Here is a 20,883-nt window from a genome sequence, read left to right on the forward strand (position 1 = left end):
GTCCGCCATGACCAGGCAGCACACCGTTGTCGACAGCCCCTACGGCGAGCTGACCCTCGTCGCCACCGACGGGACGCTGAGCGGGCTCTACATGACCGACCAGCGCCACCGCCCCGACGAGGCCACCTTCGGCGAGCGGGACGCGGCCCCCTTCACCGAGGCCCTCCGCCAGCTGGAGGCGTACTTCGCCCGGGAGCTGACCGATTTCGATCTTCCGCTCGCCTTCGCGGGCACCGACTTCCAGCGCCGGGTCTGGGAGCGGCTGCTGGCCATCCCGTACGGGGAGACCCGGACCTACGGCGAGCTGGCCGAGGAGCTGGGCAACCCGGCCGCCTCCCGTGCCGTGGGGCTCGCCAACGGCAAGAACCCCGTCTCCATCATCGTCCCCTGCCACCGGGTCATCGGCTCCGGCGGCAGCCTGATCGGCTACGGCGGCGGACTGCCCCGCAAGCGCAGGCTGCTCGCCTTCGAGGCGGGCGGTACGGATGGGAGCGCCGCGCCCGGCGGTGACACCCTGGCGCTCTTCTGACCGGGCCCGTTCCCGGCGGGGCCCGGGGCCGGGGAGCCTATGGGACGGTCACCGGGCTGCTGTCCACCAGCTCCACCGGGCCCCGCCCCGCCGCCAGCGCCCCCAGTGCGGAGGCCACCCGCTCCGCCAGCCGCTCCGGCAGGAACCCGGGCAGCTCGGCGGGGGCCACCAGCCGCCAGGAGAGCAGCTCCGACTCCTGGAGCCTGATCGCCGAGAACCGCTCCGGGTCCAGGACGCCCCCGTCGTAGACATAGGCCGCGATCGGCGGCCGGAGCGGGCCGCGCGACCAGTCGACGGCGAGCAGCGGGCCGGGCTCGATGTCCAGCCCGACCTCCTCCAGGGTCTCCCGGCGGGCGGCGTCCCGCGGGGACTCCCCGGCGTCGGACTCGACCGTGCCGCCGGGCAGGGTCCACCCCTCGCGGTAGTTCGGCTCCACGATCAGACAGCGGCCCCCGGGGTCGCGGACCAGCAGGGAGGCGGCGGCGAGGATCCGGGGAAGGGATGCGATATAGGTGGCGTACTCCGTGGTCATGGGAGCCACCCTAGGGTCTTTCATCGGGATCGGGCTGGACTGCGGGCCCTGGGGCGGGGGCCCGCGGGGACGCCGAAGGGCCCGGACACCTGGGGTGTCCGGGCCCTTCGGGCGTTGTCGCCGGGGGCGTCAGGAGTGGTGCGCCGTCCGTGCCTCACGGCGGTTGTAGCGGAAGGTGTTCACCCGCCGCGCCGTCGCGAAGAGCGGGATCACCGCGCCCAGGACCACCTGGAGCGCACAGCCCGTCTGGAGCAGCATCTGACCGCCGGGCGCGTCGAAGGCCCAGGCCGCCAGCAGCCCCATCGCGGAGACGATCCAGCCGAGCATCGCCACCGCGAGGACCCCGCGCGGCTTCGGGTACTCCACCCGGCTCACCATCAGCCAGGCCGTGCCCACGATCGCCAGCAGCGTCGGGATGAACGGCAGCTCCAGCAGGACGATGGAGACGATGGTGAGCGCGCCGAACGGGCTCGGCATGCCCTGGAACATGCCGTCCTTCATCGTCACACAGGAGAATCTGGCCAGCCGTAGCACCACCGCGAGGAGCACCACGATCGCCGCCACCGCGGAGACGTTCTGATACGCCCGGTCGTCGACCATGCCCCAGACCAGGACGAAGTAGGCCGGTGCGAGTCCGAAGCTGATCAGATCGGAGAGGTTGTCCAGCTCCGCGCCCATCGGGGAGCTGCGCAGCTTGCGGGCCACCAATCCGTCGAACAGGTCGAACACCGCCGCCGCCAGCATCAGGATCACGGCGGTGGCGGCGCTGTGGCGCGCCATCCCCGTCTCCTGGCTGCCGGTGATGTGCGGGATGAGGATTCCGGTGGTGGTGAAGTACACCGCCATGAATCCACAGGTGGCGTTACCGAGCGTGAGGGCGTCCGCTATCGAGAGACGGAGCGAGAGAGGCATCTCCTCGGCTTCGTCCTCGGCGTCCGCCTCCGCTTCGGCGACCCACCCGGCCTGTGTATCAGGATCAATCACGGTCAATGCGAGTCACCCCCGCGGTCGTGGTCTGACCGACCTCGACCGCGACCTCGACACCCTCGGGAAGATAGATGTCGACGCGCGAGCCGAAGCGGATCAGGCCGATGCGATCCCCCTGCTCGACCTTGGTGCCCTGGGGCAGGTACGGCACGATGCGCCGGGCGACCGCTCCGGCGATCTGCACCATCTCGATGTCGCCCAGCTCGGTGTCGAAGTGCCAGACCACCCGCTCGTTGTTCTCGCTCTCCTTGTTGAAGGCGGGAACGAAGCCACCGGGAACATGCTCGACCGAGGTCACCGTGCCGGCCAGCGGGGCGCGATTGACATGGACATTCAGCGGGCTCATGAAGATCGCGACGCGGGTGCGTCCGTCCTTCCACGGCATGATGCTCTGCACCACGCCGTCGGCGGGGGAGATGACCCTGCCCGGGGCGATCTCGCGCTCGGGGTCGCGGAAGAACCACAGCATGCCCGCCGCGAGCGCGGTGGCGGGTACGGCGATGGCCGCGGCACGCCGGGAGCGGCGCGCACGGGCCAGGCTGAGCGCTGCCGTGGCGACGGTCGGCAGAAGCCACGGCGATGCTCCGCGTGCGATGCGTACGCCGGCAAGGCTGTCGCGGTGTGCAGAGGTTTGGCTGTGGGGCATGGATGACCTTCGTAGCGGACGATGCCGCACTGGTTGACGGGCGATGGCGGCTTTCCGTCGATGCTATCGGGTGCAAGCGGTAACTGGGAAAGCCAGAAGCCGAGTCGGCGGCCGGAAGCTGATGACGGGGTGTGATCTTCTTCGCTGATAAACCGCCTCAAACCCGACAATCAACCCTGGATGCGGTACTCCTCCAGCAGTCTCCGACCGATGATCATTTTCTGGATCTCGGCGGTGCCCTCACCGATCAGCAGCATCGGTGCCTCCCGGTAGAGCCGCTCGATCTCGTACTCCTTCGAGAAGCCGTAGCCGCCGTGGATCCGGAAGGAATCCTCGACGACCTCCTTGCAGTACTCCGCGGCGAGGTACTTCGCCATCCCCGCCTCCAGGTCGTTTCGCTCCCCGGAGTCCTTTTTGCGTGCCGCATTCACCATCATCGCATGAGCGGCCTCCACCTTGGTGGCCATTTCGGCGAGCCGGAACTGGACGGCCTGGTGCCCCGCGATGGCCCGGCCGAAGGCATGGCGCTGCTGGGCATAGGAGACGCCCAGCTCAAAGGCGCGCTGGGCGACACCGCAGCCGCGCGCGGCCACATTGACCCGGCCGACCTCGACGCCGTCCATCATCTGGTAAAAACCGCGGCCGGTCGCCCCGCCGAGCACCCGGTCCGCGGGTATCCGCAGGCCGTCCATGATCATCTCGGTGGTGTCGACCCCCTTGTACCCCATCTTCTCGATCTTCCCCGGGATGGTCAGACCCGGCCTGACCTCGCCGAAGCCGGGCTCCTTCTCGATCAGGAAGGTGGTCATCGACCGATGCGGGGGCGTCCCCTCGGGGTGTCCTTCGTCACTGCGCACCAGGACCGCCACCAGCGAGGAGGTGCCGCCGTTGGTCAGCCACATCTTCTGGCCGCTCAGTATGAAGTCGTCGCCGTCCCGGACCGCCCGGGAGGTGATCGCCGACACATCGGAGCCGAGGCCCGGCTCGGACATCGAGAAGGCCCCCCGCACCTCGCCCAGTGCCATCCGCGGCAGGAAGGTGTCCTTCTGCTCCTGGGTGCCGTGCTGCTGGAGCATGTACGCGACGATGAAGTGGGTGTTGATGATCCCCGAGACCGACATCCACCCCCGGGCGATCTCCTCCACGCACAGCGCGTAGGTGAGCAGCGACTCACCGAGACCGCCGTACTCCTCCGGGATCATCAGCCCGAAGATCCCCAGCTCCTTCAGCCCGTCGACGATGTCCTGGGGGTACTCGTCGCGGTGCTCCAGCGCGGTGGCGACCGGGAGGATCTCCTTGTCGACGAAGTCCCGGACGGTCGCCAGGATCTCCCGCTGGACGTCGGTCAGGCCAGGTGTCTGGGCGAGTCGTGCCATGGGTCACCGCTCCGTGGTCGTGGCGTGCGTGGGGGTCGTGGCGGCTGTGGCGGGCTCCGGTGCGGGTGCGGGTGCGGGTGCGGGTGCGGGTGCGGGCGCCGGGCTCGGCGCAGAAGGAGCGGGAGGTGCGGGAGGTGCGGGAGGCCAGGCGGCGGGCACCGGCCGCCCCGGCTGCTCCCCGCCGCGCTCCGTCACATACGCCTCGGTCGGCACCATCACCGCCCGCCGGAAGACGCACACCACCGTCCCGTCCTGCTTGTACCCCCGGGTCTCCACCCGCACGATCCCCCGGTCCGGCTTCGACCGGGACGGCGTCTTCTCCAGCACGGTGGACTCGCCGTACACGGTGTCGCCGTGGAAGGTCGGCGCCACATGCCGCAGCGACTCGACCTCCAGATTGGCGATGGCCTTCCCCGACACATCCGGGACCGACATCCCCAGCAGCAGCGAGTACACATAGTTGCCCACGACCACGTTCCGGCCGAAGTCGGTGGTGTGCTCCGCGTAGTGCGCGTCCAGATGGAGCGGATGGTGGTTCATGGTGAGCAGACAGAAGAGATGGTCGTCGTACTCGGTGACGGTCTTGCCGGGCCAGTGCCGGTAGACGTCCCCGACGGTGAACTCCTCATAGGTGCGGCCGAACTGCATGGGGGATCAGACCTCCGGGGGCTGGAAGACGGATGTACGGGTCATACCGGCCGCGCGGCCCTTTCCGGAGACGACGAGCGCCATCTTCCGGCTGGCCTCGTCGATCATCTCGTCGCCGAGCATCGCCGACCCCTTCCGCCCGCCGGCCTCGGAGGTGTACCAGTCGTAGGCGTCCAGGATCAGTTCGGCGCGGTCGAAGTCCTCCTGTGCGGGCGAGTAGACCTCGTTGGCGGCCTCGACCTGGCCCGGGTGGAGCACCCACTTGCCGTCGAAGCCCAGGGCGGCGGAGCGGCCCGCGACCTCGCGGAAGCCGTCCACGTTCCGGATCTGGAGATAGGGTCCGTCGATCGCCTGGAGGTTGTGCATCCGGGCGGCCATCAGCAGCCGCATGAGGATGTAGTGGTAGGCGTCGGCCGGATACCCCGGCGGCTGCTCGCCGACGACCAGGGTCTTCATATTGATCGAGGCCATGAAGTCGGCCGGGCCGAAGATGATGGTCTCGATCCGGGGCGAGGCGGCGGCGATGGCGTCCACGTTCACCAGCCCGGCGGCGTTCTCGATCTGCGCCTCGATGCCGATCCGGCCCACCTCGAAGCCCATCGTCCGCTCGATCTGGGTGAGCAGCAGATCCAGCGCCACGATCTGCTGGGCGTCCTGCACCTTCGGCAGCATCACACAGTCGAGGTTCTGCCCGGCGCCCTCGACCACGGTGACCACATCGCGGTAGGTCCACTGGGTGGTCCAGTCGTTGACCCGGACCACCCGGGTCTTCCCGGTCCAGTCGCCCTCGTTGAGGAACTTCACGATGGTGTGCCGGGCCTCCGGCTTGGCCAGCGGGGCGCAGGCGTCCTCCAGATCCAGGAAGACCTGGTCCGCGGGGAGCTGCTGGGCCTTCTCCAGGAAGCGGGGGCTGGAGCCGGGCACCGCCAGACAGGAGCGGCGGGGCCGCAGACGGTTCACGGACGGGGCGGACACGGCCTGCGGGGACGCGGGCGGGCGGATCATACGGGGACCTCCAGAGGGTCGAGCCTGTTCGCGGTACGGATCTCGTCGACGATACGGCCGATGATCTCCGTGATGCCGAAGTCCTTCGGGGTGAAGACGGCGGCCACCCCCGCGGCCCGGAGCGCGGCGGCGTCGGCGGCGGGGATGATGCCCCCCACGATCACCGGCAGCTCCGCCGCCCCGGCGGCCCGCAGCCGCGCCAGCACATCCGGGACGAGTTCCCCGTGCGAGCCGGAGAGGATGGAGAGCCCCACACAGTGGACGTCCTCGGCGAGCGCGGCCGAGACGATCTGCTGGGGGGTCAGCCGGATGCCCTGGTAGACCACCTCGAACCCGGCGTCCCTGGCCCGTACGGCGATCTGCTCGGCGCCGTTGGAGTGGCCGTCGAGCCCCGGCTTGCCCACCAGCAGCCGCAGCCGGCCGCACCCCAGCTCCTCGGCGGTCCGGCTCACCTTGGCCCGGACCGAGGCCAGCGGGGTGCCCGGCCCGGCGACGCCGGTCAGCGGCGCCGAGGAGACCCCGGTGGGTGCCCGGAACTCGCCGAAGACATCGCGCAGCGCCCAGGCCCACTCCCCGGTGGTGACCCCGGCGCGGGCGCACTCCAGGGTGACGGGCATCAGGGCGGTGGTCCCGGCCGCCGCCTTCCGCAGCGCGGTGAGCGCCTCGGTGGCGCGTACCTCGTCGCGCTCCTCGCGCCAGGCGTGCAGCGCGGCGACGACCCGGGCCTCATTGGCGGGGTCCACCGTCATGATGGCGGTGTCCAGGTCGGCGGTGAGCGGGCTCGGCTCGGTCGCCTCGAAGACATTGACCCCGATGATCTTCTCCTCGCCGGACTCGATCCGGGCCCGCCGCTCGGCGTGCGAGGTGACCAGCCGGGACTTGAGATAGCCGGATTCCACGGCGGCCATCACCCCGCCCATCTCCTCGATCCGCGCCATCTCCGTACGGCACTCGTCCATCAGGGCGGTCACCTCGGCCTCGATGACATGGGAGCCCGCGAAGATGTCCTCGTACTCCAGCAGATCGGACTCATGGGCCAGTACCTGCTGGATCCGGAGCGACCACTGCTGGTCCCAGGGGCGCGGCAGCCCCAGCGCCTCGTTCCAGGCGGGCAGCTGGACGGCGCGGGCGCGGGCGTCCTTGGAGAGGGTGACGGCCAGCATCTCCAGCACGATCCGCTGGACGTTGTTCTCCGGCTGGGCCTCGGTCAGCCCCAGGGAGTTGACCTGGACGCCGTAGCGGAAGCGCCGCTGCCGGGCGTCCTCGATGCCGTACCGCTCCCGGGTGACCTCGTCCCAGAGCCGGGAGAAGGCCCGCATCTTGCACATCTCCTCGATGAAGCGGACGCCCGCGTTCACAAAGAAGGAGATCCGGCCCACCACCTCGCCCCGGCGCTCGGGGGGCACCTGTCCGGAGGCGAAGACCGCGTCCAGCACGGCGACGGCGGTGGAGAGGGCGTACGAGATCTCCTGGACGGGGGTGGCCCCGGCCTCCTGGAGGTGGTAGCTACAGATGTTGATCGGGTTCCACCTGGGGAGATGGTGGACCGTATAGGCGATCATGTCGGTGGTCAGCCGGAGCGAGGGGCCCGGCGGGAAGACATGGGTGCCCCGGGAGAGGTACTCCTTGACGATGTCGTTCTGGGTGGTCCCCTGGAGGGCGCCGGGATCCGCGCCCTGTTCCTCGGCGACGACCTGGTAGAGCGCCAGCAGCCACATGGCGGTGGCGTTGATGGTCATCGAGGTGTTCATCCGCTCCAGCGGGATGTCCCGGAAGAGCTTCCGCATATCGCCGAGATGGGCGACGGGGACCCCGACCCGGCCGACCTCGCCCCGGGCGAGGACATGGTCGGGGTCGTATCCGGTCTGGGTGGGCAGATCGAAGGCGACCGACAGACCGGTCTGGCCCTTCGCGAGATTGCGGCGGTACAGCTCATTGGAGGCCTCGGCGGTGGAGTGCCCCGCGTAGGTGCGCATGAGCCACGGCCGGTCCTTGGGTCGAGACGGCATGACGGGGCCTCAGCTGCTGCGGAAGAGGTTGATGGCGTCGAGATGGCGGGCGCGGAGTCCGTGGTCGCGGACCCCGAGCCCTTCGCGGGGGGCCAGACACAGCACACCGACCTTGCCCTGGTGGACATTGCGGTGGACGTCATGGGCGGCCTGCCCGGTCTCCGCCAGGGAATAGACCTTCGACAGCGTCGGGTGGATCCTCCCCTTGGCGATCAGCCGGTTGGCCTCCCAGGCCTCGCGGTAGTTGGCGAAGTGGGAGCCGATGATCCGCTTCAGCGACATCCAGAGATAGCGGTTGTCGTACTCATGGGTGTAGCCGGAGGTGGAGGCGCAGGTGACGATGGTGCCGCCCTTGCGGGTCACATAGACCGAGGCGCCGAAGGTCTCCCGGCCGGGGTGCTCGAAGACGATGTCGACGTCCTCGCCGCCGGTCAGCTCGCGGATGCGCTTGCCGAAACGTTTCCACTCGCGCGGGTCCTGCCGCAGGCCGTCCTCCTCCCAGAACCGGTACCCCTCGGCGTTCCGGTCGATGATCGCCTCGGCGCCCATCGCCCGGCAGATTTCGGCCTTCTGGGGCGAGGACACCACACAGATCGGGTTGGCGCCCCCGGCCAGCGCGAACTGGGTGGCGTAGGAGCCCAGTCCACCGCTGGCACCCCAGATCAGGACGTTGTCGCCCTGCTTCATCCCGGCGCCGTTGCGGGAGACCAGCTGCCGGTAGGCGGTCGAGTTGACCAGCCCGGGGGCCGCCGCCTCCTCCCAGGTCAGATGGGCGGGCTTGGGCATCAGCTGGTTCGACTTGACCAGCGCGATCTCGGCCAGCCCGCCGAAGTTGGTCTCGAAGCCCCAGATCCGCTGCTCGGGGTCGAGCATGGTGTCGTTGTGGCCGTCGCTGGACTCCAGCTCGACGGAGAGGCAGTGCGCGACGACCTCGTCGCCGGGCTGCCAGGAGTTGACCCCCGGTCCGGTCCGCAGCACGACGCCCGCGAGGTCGGAGCCGATGACGTGGTACGGGAGGTCGTGCCGCCGGGTCAGCTCGGAGCGGCGTCCGTAGCGCTCCAGGAAACCGAAGGTCGACAAGGGTTCGAAGATCGAGGTCCAGACCGTGTTGTAGTTCACGGAGCTGGCCATCACGGCCACCAGGGCCTCGCCGGGGCCGAGTTCCGGCACCGGCACCTCCTCGATGTGCAGCGATGCGCGCGGATCCTTCTCCCGGGTGGTCAGCCCGGCGAACATCTCGGCCTCGTCCTTGTGCACCGTCACGGCACGGTAGGACTCGGGGACCGGCAGCGCGGCGAAGTCGTCGGGCGTGCTGTCCGCCGACTGGATCGCGTCCAGGATTTCCTTCACGGTGGTGCCTCCGGCGAAGCGGTCGGGGGATCCCGGAGGATCCCCCGCTCAGGAGTGAGGGTCGATGAGCGCTGTGCTGTGAAGGTGTGCCGTCGGTTCGGCGGGTGCTGCGAAGCGGTGCGCGGTGGCGCGGATACGGTCGCTGGGTGGTGCGGGAGCCTGTGACGCAGGCGGCCGGGCGCACGGACCGCGAGGGCCCGTGGGGACAGCCGGCGCGCAGCGGATCCGTGTCGCGCCGGCCACCCGGACAAGCTCAACGTATGGCACTGCGTGTCAGCTGACAAGACACTCCGTGCCAGAAAATTCCCTCATCCGTTCCGGTCCGGTCACGCATGAGCGGAAACGGGCGGTCCTTCTGAGAGGCAGCCCGGGGGCGGCGGCCCCCTCGCGCGCGGCCGGGTACGGCGCAAGGCCGTCCCGTGGCATGCGCCTCGACGGGACGGCCTCGACCTGCGACGGCGCCGGGACTCACTCCACCGGGGCCTCCAGCGAGAGCGCGAAGACATGCCCCCGTGCCGTCCCCGACGGGCGGTTCAGCGTCACCGACACCAGCCGTCGCGCCGGATCCACCGCCACCCGCTGATGGAAGATGGCCGCCTTGGTGCCCACCGGCCCGCCCCGGGTGTGGATCTGGCCGGTCCGCACCGCCTCCGTCTCCCCGTACGCCGGACCCGACAGCCAGCCCGTCAGCCGCACCGGCACGCTCTGGACCGAACCGTCCTCGTAGGTCAGCACCGCCGGGACCGTCACATTCCCGGTGTCACCCGAACCCAGCACATGGAGCCGGGCATAGGAACCGGCCGGGACCGCGATCCGCTGCCCCCCGGCGATCACATTGTTCGCCGAACCCTCGCTCCCATTGGTGAACGAGAAGGTGATCCGGTCGTCCGTGGTCCGGCCCGTCTGGGGCAGCTGCGCCATCGGATAGGTGCGCCCGGTGCCGTCGAAGTCGCCGTCCCCGAAGAACATCTCCGTGGTGATGCCGTCGTTGTCCAGATGGCCGGTGAGATCGACCGGGGTCACCCCGCCGGTCGGCCCCAGCGGCGGCAGACCCCATGGCGGGGCGGGCCGGGTGATCCGTACCGGGGCCACCGTCGTATCGGGCCGGCCGCCCCGGGGATGGATCAGCGCCTCCGTCCGGCGCGGCAGCTCCAGCTCCACCTCGCCGCCGCCCAGATCCCGCCATTCGGGGGCGGGACCCCCGACGCCCGACACGGTCACCGGGCCCGTCAGCGAGTGCCGCACCCGGACCCGGTCCCCGTCCGCCACCCGTCGCGGCGGCGCCGCGCCCACCGCGCGTACCCGGACCCAGCGGGTGGCCCCGTCCCGGCGCACCGCGCTGACCAGGCAGGCACCCTCGGTACGGAAGTCATGCAGGGTGATGTCGGCCCACTCCGCCGGCACTCCGGGGAAGATCCGGATCACCCCGCCCCAGCTCTGGCAGACCATGTCGTGCAGGGTCATCGCCCCCGACAGCGGGGTCTCGATCACCGGACCGGCCTCGTAGTACATGGTGTTCGGCTGGATGAACCGGGCCACCAGCTCCCGCAGATGGCGCAGGGCCTCCTCGCCCCGGCCCATCTGGGTGGCGATCGACGCGGCCCCGGTGAAGCTGTAGCCGCGCAGCGCCCCCTCGAAGCCGATCCAGTGCTGGAGCGAGCGCGCGATCAGATCCCGGTGCTCCGGCTGGTCCCAGGTGACCAGGTAGAGCGGATAGACGGCGAGCAGATGGGAGTAGTGCCGGTGCGACCTGGCGAAGGGCACCCCCGCCCCCACCATGAACCCCTTGTCGTCCACCGGATAGTCGGTGAGCTTCTCCAGCACCTCGCGCCAGCGCGACTCCAGGGGGTCGGACCGCTTCAGCAGCCGGACCGTCTCCAGCAGGGTGGTGCAGCTCCAGCGGATCAGCGCCAGATCGTAATGGCAGTCCGGGGCGCTGCCGTACTCCGGCGAGAAGGTCTTCGGCAGATGCAGCCGGCCGTCCGCGCCGGTGGTGAGGAAGTGCAGATAGTAGTTGGTGGAGCGGCGCAGCAGCGGGAAGAGGACATCCTCCAGGACCCGGCGGTCCAGGGTGTGGCGGTAGGTCAGCCACACATTGTGGAGCGCCCAGGGGAGATTGCCCACCTCGGGGTCGCCGACCCCGGGCACGCCCACCGACCCCGCGTCGTCGCACTGGGCGTCCGTCGAGCGGCGCAGCCCCGCCGAGTCGTGCCGGTAGGGCGGCCGGAGCGCGCCGATCAGGATGTCGGTGTTCTCGCCGAGGGTACGGGGGATGGCGTCCAGCTCCAGATGGTTGGAGCCGTAGACGGGCCAGTACTCCAGCTGGGCGTTGAGGTTCCACCACACACTCGGCCAGGGGGTCGGCTCCAGCCAGGGCCCGGTGGTCGCCATGACCGGGGCGTGCGCCCGCGCGGCGCAGCCCAGCTTGTAGAGCTGGATCCAGTAGAAGCTCTGGAGCAGCTGGTCGGGGACGGAGAGAAAGCTCTTGCGGTAGTAGCGGTGCCACCAGTCGCGGTGGGTCCGCCGCAGCGCCCCCACCGGCAGTGCGGAGGCCCTGCGGACGGCGGCGACCACCCGGGGTTCGGCGTCCGACGCCGGGTGGGAGTGGGCCACGCCCAGCAGAAGGCTGCGCTCCCGGCCCCGGCGGCGCTCGCGGTGGGCGGTGGCGGTCTGCCCGCCCGCGTACAGCGCCTGGGTGACGACGGTCAGTCCGTCCTCCTGGCGGGTGACGGGCGGCGGGTTGGGCGGGAAGTCCTTCGGCGGGTCCTCCCGTACGATCCGGGGGCTGATGGCGGGGGAGGGCCGGAACTCCCAGCGGAAGCCCTCCTCGCCCTTGCTGGGCCGGGCGGTCACGATCAGCAGGGTGCGGTCGTTGTGCACCAGGGCGCGCAGCCGCAGGGTGCCGCGATCGGTGGTGACGATGCCGGCGACCTCGGCGTTCCACAGGTCGAGGCGGAGGTCGACCCCGGTGATGGTGCCCATGGGGGTGAGCACCAGATTGCCGACGGGGAGCCGGGCCACCCCCCATTCGTTGCCGAACTCGGGGCGGTGGTCCTGGACCTCGCTGTGGTGGACGGTGAAGCGCAGGGCGTTCTCGCCGGGTTCGGCGTAGACGATCGAGCCCAGCAGGCCGTTGCCGAGGAAGGGCCCCTCGTACCAGGTGCGCGGAAGTCTCTTCCAGATCAGGTCCTGTCCGGCGAGGAAGTGTTCCCACTCCTGGTCGGAGCGCATACCGCGCAGGGGGCCGTCGTGTGGTCCGGCGGGGGCGGCCTGGGCGGGTGTCACGGCGCCGGTCACCGCCCCGCCCGCCGTACCGGCCGCCGCTCCGGCGGCCACCTGTCCCAGAAACCCGCGCCTGCTCACGGACACGACTGATCAACTCCGTCCAAGGACGTGCACAGTGATCCGATGACTGAACGGGTTGGAGCGTAAGAAGAGAGCTTTGGTGCGTCAAGTGAAAGCAAACATCGGGGGATTGATGGCTATGGATACGGGCCACCCAATGGATCACGGGTGGCGGCGGCCGCGCCCTTCCCACCCGGGGTCATGCGAGCGGATCCTTCATTTCACCTGAAAGAGTTCAGAAGAAATAAACACATCAATTACAGCAAACGGGCGGAGGAATCTCCCTACGCTGGGGCGCGGAAAGGAGCCGGAACACCATGACCGATGTACCTGCCGCCGCCCCCTCCGAAGCCCCCGCAGAGGCGCCCCGGGTGCCGTCGGGGCCGCCGACGGACGACGACTACCGGCTGGGCCCCGAGGGATTCACCGACGAACGCCGGACGGCGGTCCTCGCCCGGCTGGAGGAGCACCTCGACCGGCACCGAGCCCGGATGCTCGGCTACCAGGTCAACCTCTCGCTCGACGGCCATGTCCCCCTCGGCCGCTTCCTCCGCCACCACATCAACAATGCCGGGGATCCGTTCGTCGACAGCCGCTTCAGCCTCCACTCACGGTGGCTGGAGCGCGCGGTGCTCGAACACTACGCCCGGCTCTGGCACGCGCCGCTGCCCGAGGACCCCACCCGCCCCCGGAACGACGACGCCTGGGGCTATGTCCTCTCCATGGGCAGCACCGAGGGCAATCTCTACGCCCTGTGGAACGCCCGCGACTACCTCGACGGCAACGCCCTGGTCCGCGACGAGATCTCCGGGGCCGCGAGCTGCCGCACCACCTATCTCCGGGCCCGGCACCCCGACGACAACCCCAACGCCTACGCCCCGGTGGCCTTCTTCTCCCAGGAGACCCACTACTCCCACATCAAGGCCATGCGGGTGCTGGACATCCCGACCTTCTACGATCTGGGCGGCAGCCGCTACCCGGGGGAGTGCCCGATCGATCTGTCCGGGACCGGCACCCGGACGTACAACGGCTGGCCCCTGGGCGGCGTCCCCACCACCGGGGGCGACGCGGGACCGGGCACCGTCGACATCGACGCCCTCGTTCCGCTGGTGGAGTTCTTCGCCGCGAAGGGCCACCCCGTCCTCGTCAACTTCAATGTCGGCAGCGTCTTCAAGGGCGCCTACGACGATGTCGCGACCGCCTGCGAGCGGCTCCGGCCGGTCTTCGCGGCCCATGGCCTGGTCGACCGCGAGGTGCGGTTCGACCCCGACGACCCGGACCGGATCAGCGTACGGAACGGGTACTGGGTGCATGTCGACGGAGCCCTCGGCGGCGCCTACGCCCCCTACTTGGAGAAGGGGCGCGACGCCGGTCTGCTGGAGAGCGCCCCGCCGGTCTTCGACTTCCGGATCCCGGAGGTCTCCTCGATCGTCACCAGCGGGCACAAGTACCCGGGGGCGCCGGTACCCACCGGGATCTTCCTCTCCCGCGCGGGGACCAAGCTGCGCCCGCCCTCCGATCCGGCGGTGGTCTCCTCGCCGGACAGCACCTTCGCGGGGTCCCGCAGCGGCTTCGCCTCGCTGGCGATGTGGAACCATCTCGCACAGTTCGGCGAGGAGGAGCAGGTGCGGCAGGCCGCCGGGACGCTGCGGGTCGCCGAGTACACGGCGGGCCGGCTCAGGGAGCTGAGCGCCGTCCTCCGGGAGCGCGGTGAGCCCTGGGCGGAGAACGGGATCGAGGTCGGGCACGGCGACCACGCCCTGAGTGTGTGGTTCCAGCAGCCCCGGGCGGAGATCACCGCGAAGTACACCCTGGCCTGTGTCCCGCTCGACCTCCAGGGCGAGCGCCATGACTACAGCCATGTCTATGTGATGCCGCATGTGACCCAGGAGCTGATCGACGAACTGGTCGACGATCTCTCCCGGCCCGGGGCCTTCGACCGCTCCGGGGAGGAGGGCGCCGTCCGGCCGCCCCTCCCCGATCCCGCCTGATACCGCGTCGTCCGGGCCCGGAGGCTAGGCGCGATGGGCCTGGAGGGCGCGTTCGATCGTCCGCATGACGTCGTCGAGCGGGGCGTCGGTACGGGCCACGGCGACCAGCACCTCGTCCGCGCCCATCGTCGCCGGTACGGCGGTGACGGCGGGCCGGGCGGGCGCCTCCTCGGTCCCGGAGCCGGTGCCGGAGCCGGGGCTCGATCCGGTGGCCGCGGGCGGTGCGGTGCCGTCGGCGGCTCCCGGTGTCCGGGGGTGGCCGGAGCCGATCCCCGTGCCGAAGGTCTCCCGTACGATCGCGAACGCGTGGTCGAGCCGGCCCTCGACATCGCCCTCGCCGCCCGCCCGCAGCCAGCGCCGCAGGACATGGTTGTGCGCCGTGACGACGGCGGACGCGGCGACCTCCGCCAGCAGCGGGTCGTCATTGCCGTCGTGGTGGTCGCGCTCGTCGAAGTGCCCCAGCAGATAGCGGGTGAAGAGCCGTTCGTAGCGGGCCACCGAGGCGATCTCCCGCTCCCGCAGGGTGGGCACCTCACGGGTCAGCCGATAGCGCTCCACCGAGACCGCGGGCGACGCGGCGTACATCCGCATCACCTCCTTGATGCCCCGGCAGACCGTGTCCAGCGGAGGCTCGTGGGCGGGTGCCGCGTTCAGCACCGCCTCCGCCCGGACGAGGGTGTCGTCGTGGTCCGGGAAGATCGCCTCCTCCTTGGAGCGGAAGTGGCGGAAGAACGTCCGCCGGGCGACCCCCGCGGTGGCGGCGATCTCGTCGACGGTGGTCGCCTCGTACCCCTTGGTCGCGAACAGCTCCATCGCCGCCGCCGCCAGTTCGCGGCGCATCTTCAGCCGCTGGGCGGCGGCACGGGTGCCCGCGGCGGTCTCGGGGGCGTCGGCGGACGACTTCGGGCGGGGGGTCCTGGCGGGCTGGGGCATGACCTGAACGTACTGCATTCGCGCAGGATCGGGGGCCTGGGGGGCACCCCGGGCCGGCCCGGTGGGGGGCCGTCCGCCGGCCGTCCCGGAGCCCTCCGCTCCGGGCCCGGCCGGATGAGCCCCGCCGGGCCCGTCGGCCCCGCGCGCCCAGGGGCCTGTCCCCTGGCCCGAACCGGAACCCGGCGTGGGGGTGGGTCCGGTGGTGGGTACGCGGTCGGGGCGCGGGCCCGGCGGGAGTCCCGGGGGCCGGACCGGAATCCGGGGGTCGGTCACCGCCCGAGGTGCTCGCGGAAGCCGCGTCCCGTCTTGCGGCCCAGACACCCCGCCGCGACCAGGCGTTCCAGCAGCGGCGCCGGGGCCAGCCCCGGCTCCCGGAACTCCTGGTGGAGGACGCGTTCGATCGCCAGCGAGACATCCAGCCCCACCGTGTCGAGGAGTTCGAACGGCCCCATCGGATAGCCGCCGCCCAGCTTCATCGCCGCGTCGATCTCGTCGAGCGAGGCGTAGTGGTTCTCCACCATCTTCACCGCGTTGTTCAGATACGGGAACAGCAGGGCGTTGACGATGAACCCGGCCCGGTCGCCGCAGTCCACGGGGTGCTTCTTCAGGGTGGCGGTCACCGCCCGCACGGTCGCATGGGTCTCGTCCGAGGTGAGCACCGTACGGACGACCTCCACCAGCCGCATCGCCGGAGCCGGGTTGAAGAAGTGCATCCCGATCACATCCTCGGGACGGGTGGTGGCCCGGGCGCAGACCACCACCGGCAGGGAGGAGGTCGTCGTCGCCAGCACCGCCCCCGGCCGGCACACCTTGTCCAGGGTGGCGAAGAGCGCCCGCTTGACCTCCAGCACCTCGGCCACCGCCTCCAGCACCAGATCGGCCTCGCCGAAGGCGTCGAGGGAGCCGGCTGTCCGGATCCGCTCCAGGGTCCCCTCCGCCGCCTCGGCACCGATCCGGCCCTTGGCCACCGAGCGGGCGAGGGAGGCGGCGATCCGCTCCCGGGCCCCGGTCGCCTTCCGCTCGGAACGGGCGGCCAGCACCACCCCGTAGCCGGAGCGGGCGAAGACCTCGGCGATCCCGGCCGCCATGGTGCCCGAGCCGGCGATGCCCACCGACCGCACCTCGCGGCCCGCCGCCAGGGTGGCGGACGGCCCCGGGGTGAGCCGGTCGGGCAGCACCTCACCGGTGCCCGGGGCGGCATAGGTGTAGAAGCCGCGCCCCGCCTTGCGCCCGGTCAGCCCGGCGTCGCTGAGCTGCCGCAGCACCGGTGCCGGGGCGTGCGACCGGTCGCCGGAGGCGGAGTGCAGCGCCTCCAGGACGGTACGGGCGGTGTCGATCCCGATCAGATCGAGCAGGGCGAGCGGCCCCATCGGCAGACCGCAGCCGAGGCGCATGGCCGCGTCGATGTCCTCCCGGGAGGCGTACCGCGACTCGTACATCGCCGCCGCCTGGTTGAGATAGCCGAAGAGCAGCCCGTCGGCGACGAATCCGGGGCGGTCCCCGGCGGCGACCGGCTCCTTGCCCAGCTCCCGGGCGAGCGCGGTGACCGCCTCGACCGCCCAGGGGGCGGTGAGCACCGAGGAGACGATCTCCACCAGTTTCATCGCCGGGGCGGGATTGAAGAAGTGCATCCCCAGCACCCGTTCGGGGTACGCGGAGTCGGCGGCCAGCCGGGTCACCGAGAGGGCGTTGGTACCGGTGGCCACGATGGTCCCGGGCCGGACGACACCGTCCAGTTCACGCAGTACCCCGCGCTTGACCTCGTAGTCCTCACTGACCACCTCGATCACCAGATCGGCGTCGGCGACGGCGGAGAGATCGTGGTGGGCGCGGAAGCGGTCGAGGACCCGCTCGCGCTCCCGCTCGGTGATCCGGCCCCGGGTCACCGAGCGGGCGGTGGCGGCCGCGAGCACGGCGGTGGCGGAGCGGACGGCGTCGGCGCTGATGTCGACGCCGACGACCGTCCGGCCGGAGCGGGCGAGGACCTCGGCGATACCGGTACCCATGGTGCCGAGACCGACCACGGCGACGGTGGGGAGAGGAGTGTCCATCGGAGGACTCCAGGGTGAGTGACGACTGAGAGAGGGTGCGGTGCCTCGCCCGCGGACGGCATACGGCATGCGGCATACGGAGGGCGTACCGGGGCGTACAGGCGGAAGGCATGCCTGTGGCGAGGCGCGTGCGGTGGCGTGCGTACAGCGGCGTGCGTGCGCGGATCCGCGATGCGCGATGCGGATGCCGCGTGCGGAGGTGGGAGGGGTGAAGGCGCGTCGAGCGGGCACAGGCGGCCCACCGGGCGTGGTACGGGCGGCGGGCCCTGTCCCGGAGCCGCGCCTGGCCCGGTCCGCGAGGCGACCCGGACCGGGATGGTGCTCGAACCGACGGCACTCGGGGCGGCTGCGTCACCAGGCCGCCCGAGCTGTCGCGGGGTTGACCCGCTCACATGAGGTTAACTGGCGGGTAACGAGCGCGCCATACCCCTGTGGGTGTGATGTGGGTCGCGCACCCGGCTCCCCGCCCCCGCCGGGCTACGCTGATCGTCATGGACGAGGAATTACGCTCGCTGGCCGAGCGGTTGCGGGCCGAGTCCGGCGGACCGGCGGAGTACGAGCGGCTGTTGGCGACGGCCGACCTCGACGAGCTGGCCACCGCCCTCACCGCGCCGGACCGGCCCCTCTGGGCACGGGAGACGGCGGCCTTCCGGCTCGGCTGCGCGGGGGACCGCAGAGCCTTCGAGTCCCTGGTGCTGCTGCTCAACCACCGCGATCCGGAGCGCTGTGTCTCCGCCGCGCACGCCCTCTTCGTCCTGGGCGACCCCCGCACCGCCCGCGCAGCGGCCGCGCTCGCCACCAATGAACTGCGCGTTGCCTACGCCCTGGTCCCCGTCCGGCTGCTCACCCGGCTGCGTGCCCCCGAGTCCGTACCCGCCCTCATCACCGCCCTCCGGCGGCGGCTCGCCCCCGGCGATCCCCATGGGCGGGTGGCGCTCGCCTGTGTGGAGGGGCTGGGAGCCCTCGGCGACCCCCGGGCCGCGCCCGTGCTGAGCGCCGCCCGTGCCCACCCCCGGCTGGCGGCGGCGGCACAGGCGGCGCTGGCCCGCATCGGCTGAGGGCCCCGCCGTCCCCGGCGGAGCCCGGTGCCCCGTCAGTACAGCTTGGCGACCGAGGTGCGCGCGGTCTTCTGGAAGCCCTTCAGCGGGGCGTCCGCCAGATCGCCGAGCTGGCCCCAGTGGACGACGGTGACCGTACGGCCGTCACGGCCCACCGAGTAGAGGTGGATATCGGTCGCCCCGTGCGCGGTGGCGGTGTCCAGGCTGTAGACATGGGCGCCCTCCTCGACGGCGATCCGCCCGTGGTACTTCTCCTTGCCGGTCAGCCCCGGGTCCTCGGCCCGCAGCTCCTCCAGGCAGCCCTCGACGGCGGCGCGGACCTTGGTGACCAGCTTCTTGGCCTCGGTGGCGGAGGCGGCGACGGTCACCGTCTGTACGGCGGAGGTGTCCAGCTCGGTCCGGAACTCCCGGTGCGAGCTGCCCTTCTTCGGCAGCGCCTTGGCGTAGCAGAAGTCGTCCGCCTTGCCCTGCGCCACCGGGTCCGCCGTCCACGCGGTGAGCGAGGCGGGCAGCTCCTTCGCCGCGAGGAAGGCCGGCTTGGGTGCCGCCTGGACGGGAGCGGCGGTGGCGAAGGCGAGCGAGGCGGCGCCGAGCGCGGTGACGACGGCGCTGACGGTGGCGGTACGGAACGTGTTCATGGTGGTGCGATCCCCCTGGTCGGGCTGGTCGTGTTGACGTCCACCAGCTTTGGGACCGGGGCGGGGGTGGGACAAGCGTCCGGGACCACCCCGCCGGGGTGGAACCGTTCCACCCTTGCTGACGTGGGAATACGCGAGGGGGTGGAATGCCGCTCCGGAGTGTGTGAGGGGCTGGAACGGGTGGGGACGCAAGCACAGGGGCCGGGGACGGAGGCGTTCGCGCGGCGGCTGCGGGAGATTCGGGAGGCATCGGGCCGCAGTTATGGCGCGCTCGCCCGCCGGGTCGGGGTCAGCGGCTCGACGCTGCACCGCTACTGCTCGGGTCATACGGTGCCGATGGAGTTCGGTCCGGTGGAGCGCTTCGCCCGGCTGTGCGGGTGCCAGGGTGACGAGCTGGTGGCGCTGCACCGCCTCTGGCTGGCGGCGGACACCGAGCGGACCCTCCGTCAGGAGGCTGCCGGAACCCTCCCGAAGCCGACCCCGGGTGCTCCGGGTGCTCCGGAAGCCCCGGATGTGCCGAACACCCCGGGTGCTCCGGAAGCCCAGGACGCCCCGGGTGCCCCGGAGGCCGGGCCCGGGCCGGTTGCCGCCGGGGGCGTGCCCGGGGCGGGGGCCGCCGTGCCGGGGCGTTCCGGTGCCGAGGCCCCGGGCGCGGAGAGTGCCGGCCGCCCGGACGTGGTGGCCGCCCCCGTGGTGGCGGCCCCCGAGGTGACCGTGGTGCTCGGGGCGCCCTCGCGCAGGGCCCGGATCGGGCGGCTGCTGCCCCGTCCCGTGGCCGTCGCCGCCCTGGTCACCGCCGTCGCCGTACTGATCGGCCTGCTGGTCTTCGACGGGCTCCCGTTCCTGGGGTCCGAACGGGAGCCCACCGCCCGGCTGGTGCCCGACGGCAAGGGAGTGATCGCTTCCGGGTCGCCCGACAGCCGGCCGGCCCCCCGGAGGTCTCCCACCGGCTCCCCCTCGGCCACCGGCTCGCTCCCGCCCGTCCCCTCGGCCACCGGTGGGGCACCCCGGACCGCCGCCACCCGGGGCGCGACCGGTCCCGCGAAGGGTCCCGCCCGCTCCGGCCGGCCCTCGGCCCAGGCCTCCGGACGCGCCCCGGCCGCCGGGCCGCCGTTCGCGGTCCGGACCGACCAGCACGCCTGGAAGGCGGGGTGCGACCACACCTATCTGGTGGACCGGGCCCCCGGTGCCGTACCGCCACCTCCGATGGCGGCCGACGCGCGCCCCTGGGCGGACGCCCTCGGCGCGGTGCACGGCGGTGAGACCCTCGTCCGCTTCACCGTGCAGGGTCTGAGCGAGGAGGCCGTCGTCCTCCAGGCGCTGCGGGTCCGGATCGTCGCCCGGCGCGACCCGCTGCCCCGCAACGCCTTCCGGATGGACTCCGGCTGCGGCGGCTCGATCACCGAGCGGACCTTCGCCGTCGACCTCGACCGGCCCCGGCCCGTCGTCCGCCCGGTCCCCGGCGGCGACGAGAACGGGACGATCCCGGCGGTCGCCTTCCCGTACCGCGTCTCGGCGAAGGACCCGGAGACCTTCCTGGCGACCGCGAGCACGGCGGGGTGCGACTGCGACTGGTATCTGGAGCTGGAGTGGAGCAGCGGCGACCGCTCGGGCACGGCCCGGATCGACGCGGGCGGACGCCCCTTCCGCACCAGCGGGTCGCGCGGTCGGCCCACCTATCTCTACGAGTACGGGGAGCGCCGCTGGATCCCGTCGGGCCGCACCGGCGAGTCCGCCCTGAGGGAGCCCGTCCCGGCGGCCACGCCGTCCGCGTGAGCCGCCGGC

General features: G+C 71.7%; 16 protein-coding genes. 4 read left to right on the forward strand and 12 right to left on the reverse strand.

The genetic code is table 11. The features are described 5' to 3' along the window. Positions 1-7: 7 nt before the first annotated feature. A complete protein-coding gene (locus ABT354_RS09885; protein ID WP_351491381.1) occupies positions 8-529 on the forward strand; it encodes a methylated-DNA--[protein]-cysteine S-methyltransferase in 522 nt (173 codons plus the stop codon). Positions 530-566: 37 nt separating this feature from the next. Here ABT354_RS09885 and ABT354_RS09890 read toward each other — a convergent pair whose 3' ends face one another. The 9 genes from ABT354_RS09890 to ABT354_RS09930 form a co-directional block, all read right to left on the reverse strand. Beyond that, positions 567-1,061 carry an NUDIX domain-containing protein gene (locus ABT354_RS09890; protein WP_351491383.1) on the reverse strand — a complete coding sequence of 165 codons (495 nt, stop codon included), beginning with the start codon at positions 1,059-1,061 and terminating at the stop codon, positions 567-569. Positions 1,062-1,190: 129 nt separating this feature from the next. Further along, positions 1,191-2,045, reverse strand: coding sequence for a CDP-diacylglycerol--serine O-phosphatidyltransferase (gene pssA, locus ABT354_RS09895; protein ID WP_351492026.1), 855 nt, complete (start codon positions 2,043-2,045; stop codon positions 1,191-1,193). Further along, positions 2,038-2,694 carry a phosphatidylserine decarboxylase gene (locus ABT354_RS09900; RefSeq protein ID WP_351491386.1) on the reverse strand — a complete coding sequence of 219 codons (657 nt, stop codon included), beginning with the start codon at positions 2,692-2,694 and terminating at the stop codon, positions 2,038-2,040. The genes pssA and ABT354_RS09900 overlap by 8 nt, the downstream gene beginning before the upstream one ends. A gap of 170 nt (positions 2,695-2,864) precedes the next feature. Further along, positions 2,865-4,070: an acyl-CoA dehydrogenase family protein gene (locus tag ABT354_RS09905; RefSeq protein ID WP_351491388.1), complete on the reverse strand. Its 1,206-nt coding sequence runs from the start codon at positions 4,068-4,070 to the stop codon at positions 2,865-2,867. A 3-nt stretch (positions 4,071-4,073) separates the two neighbouring features. Further along, the gene (locus tag ABT354_RS09910; protein WP_351491390.1) at positions 4,074-4,718 is read right to left on the reverse strand and encodes a MaoC family dehydratase; all 645 of its coding nucleotides are present in this window, start codon (positions 4,716-4,718) and stop codon (positions 4,074-4,076) included. A gap of 6 nt (positions 4,719-4,724) precedes the next feature. Beyond that, a complete protein-coding gene (locus ABT354_RS09915) occupies positions 4,725-5,723 on the reverse strand; it encodes an HpcH/HpaI aldolase/citrate lyase family protein (RefSeq protein WP_351491393.1) in 999 nt (332 codons plus the stop codon). Further along, positions 5,720-7,732: a methylmalonyl-CoA mutase family protein gene (locus ABT354_RS09920; protein WP_351491395.1), complete on the reverse strand. Its 2,013-nt coding sequence runs from the start codon at positions 7,730-7,732 to the stop codon at positions 5,720-5,722. The genes ABT354_RS09915 and ABT354_RS09920 overlap by 4 nt, the downstream gene beginning before the upstream one ends. Positions 7,733-7,741: 9 nt before the next feature. Continuing rightward, entirely contained in the window at positions 7,742-9,082 is a 1,341-nt protein-coding gene (ccrA, locus tag ABT354_RS09925) for a crotonyl-CoA carboxylase/reductase (protein ID WP_351491398.1), read from the reverse strand. A gap of 468 nt (positions 9,083-9,550) precedes the next feature. Continuing rightward, positions 9,551-12,313: a glycosyl hydrolase family 95 catalytic domain-containing protein gene (locus ABT354_RS09930; RefSeq protein WP_351492028.1), complete on the reverse strand. Its 2,763-nt coding sequence runs from the start codon at positions 12,311-12,313 to the stop codon at positions 9,551-9,553. 431 nt (positions 12,314-12,744) lie between these two features. Between ABT354_RS09930 and ABT354_RS09935 the strand changes: the two genes are divergently transcribed. After that, positions 12,745-14,418, forward strand: coding sequence for a PLP-dependent aminotransferase family protein (locus tag ABT354_RS09935; protein ID WP_351491400.1), 1,674 nt, complete (start codon positions 12,745-12,747; stop codon positions 14,416-14,418). A gap of 24 nt (positions 14,419-14,442) precedes the next feature. Here ABT354_RS09935 and ABT354_RS09940 read toward each other — a convergent pair whose 3' ends face one another. Beyond that, the gene (locus tag ABT354_RS09940; RefSeq protein WP_351491402.1) at positions 14,443-15,369 is read right to left on the reverse strand and encodes a TetR family transcriptional regulator; all 927 of its coding nucleotides are present in this window, start codon (positions 15,367-15,369) and stop codon (positions 14,443-14,445) included. A gap of 251 nt (positions 15,370-15,620) precedes the next feature. After that, entirely contained in the window at positions 15,621-17,402 is a 1,782-nt protein-coding gene (locus tag ABT354_RS09945) for a 3-hydroxyacyl-CoA dehydrogenase family protein (RefSeq protein ID WP_351491404.1), read from the reverse strand. Between the two features lie 491 nt (positions 17,403-17,893). Here ABT354_RS09945 and ABT354_RS09950 point away from each other — a divergent pair, with 491 nt between their 5' ends. Continuing rightward, positions 17,894-18,460: an adenylosuccinate lyase gene (locus tag ABT354_RS09950; RefSeq protein ID WP_351491407.1), complete on the forward strand. Its 567-nt coding sequence runs from the start codon at positions 17,894-17,896 to the stop codon at positions 18,458-18,460. Positions 18,461-18,495: 35 nt separating this feature from the next. On the opposite strand, the gene ABT354_RS09955 is transcribed toward ABT354_RS09950, so the two are convergent. Beyond that, on the reverse strand, positions 18,496-19,098 hold the full coding sequence (locus ABT354_RS09955) for a hypothetical protein (RefSeq protein WP_351491410.1): 603 nt from the start codon (positions 19,096-19,098) through the stop codon (positions 18,496-18,498). A gap of 180 nt (positions 19,099-19,278) precedes the next feature. Between ABT354_RS09955 and ABT354_RS09960 the strand changes: the two genes are divergently transcribed. Further along, the gene (locus ABT354_RS09960) at positions 19,279-20,874 is read left to right on the forward strand and encodes a transcriptional regulator (protein WP_351491412.1); all 1,596 of its coding nucleotides are present in this window, start codon (positions 19,279-19,281) and stop codon (positions 20,872-20,874) included. Positions 20,875-20,883 lie beyond the last annotated feature (9 nt).

Origin of the sequence: Streptomyces sp. NPDC000594 (assembly GCF_040299965.1) — a bacterium.
Lineage (GTDB): Bacteria > Actinomycetota > Actinomycetes > Streptomycetales > Streptomycetaceae > Streptomyces.

Coding starts and splice junctions, on each gene's coding strand:
- ABT354_RS09885 (WP_351491381.1), top strand. CDS start 8: ATGACCAGGCAGCACACCGTTGTCGACAGCCCCTACGGCGAGCTGACC.
- ABT354_RS09890 (WP_351491383.1), bottom strand. CDS start 1,061: ATGACCACGGAGTACGCCACCTATATCGCATCCCTTCCCCGGATCCTC.
- ABT354_RS09900 (WP_351491386.1), bottom strand. CDS start 2,694: ATGCCCCACAGCCAAACCTCTGCACACCGCGACAGCCTTGCCGGCGTA.
- ABT354_RS09905 (WP_351491388.1), bottom strand. CDS start 4,070: ATGGCACGACTCGCCCAGACACCTGGCCTGACCGACGTCCAGCGGGAG.
- ABT354_RS09910 (WP_351491390.1), bottom strand. CDS start 4,718: ATGCAGTTCGGCCGCACCTATGAGGAGTTCACCGTCGGGGACGTCTAC.
- ABT354_RS09915 (WP_351491393.1), bottom strand. CDS start 5,723: ATGATCCGCCCGCCCGCGTCCCCGCAGGCCGTGTCCGCCCCGTCCGTG.
- ABT354_RS09920 (WP_351491395.1), bottom strand. CDS start 7,732: ATGCCGTCTCGACCCAAGGACCGGCCGTGGCTCATGCGCACCTACGCG.
- ABT354_RS09930 (WP_351492028.1), bottom strand. CDS start 12,313: ATGCGCTCCGACCAGGAGTGGGAACACTTCCTCGCCGGACAGGACCTG.
- ABT354_RS09935 (WP_351491400.1), top strand. CDS start 12,745: ATGACCGATGTACCTGCCGCCGCCCCCTCCGAAGCCCCCGCAGAGGCG.
- ABT354_RS09940 (WP_351491402.1), bottom strand. CDS start 15,369: ATGCAGTACGTTCAGGTCATGCCCCAGCCCGCCAGGACCCCCCGCCCG.
- ABT354_RS09945 (WP_351491404.1), bottom strand. CDS start 17,402: ATGGACACTCCTCTCCCCACCGTCGCCGTGGTCGGTCTCGGCACCATG.
- ABT354_RS09950 (WP_351491407.1), top strand. CDS start 17,894: ATGGACGAGGAATTACGCTCGCTGGCCGAGCGGTTGCGGGCCGAGTCC.
- ABT354_RS09955 (WP_351491410.1), bottom strand. CDS start 19,098: ATGAACACGTTCCGTACCGCCACCGTCAGCGCCGTCGTCACCGCGCTC.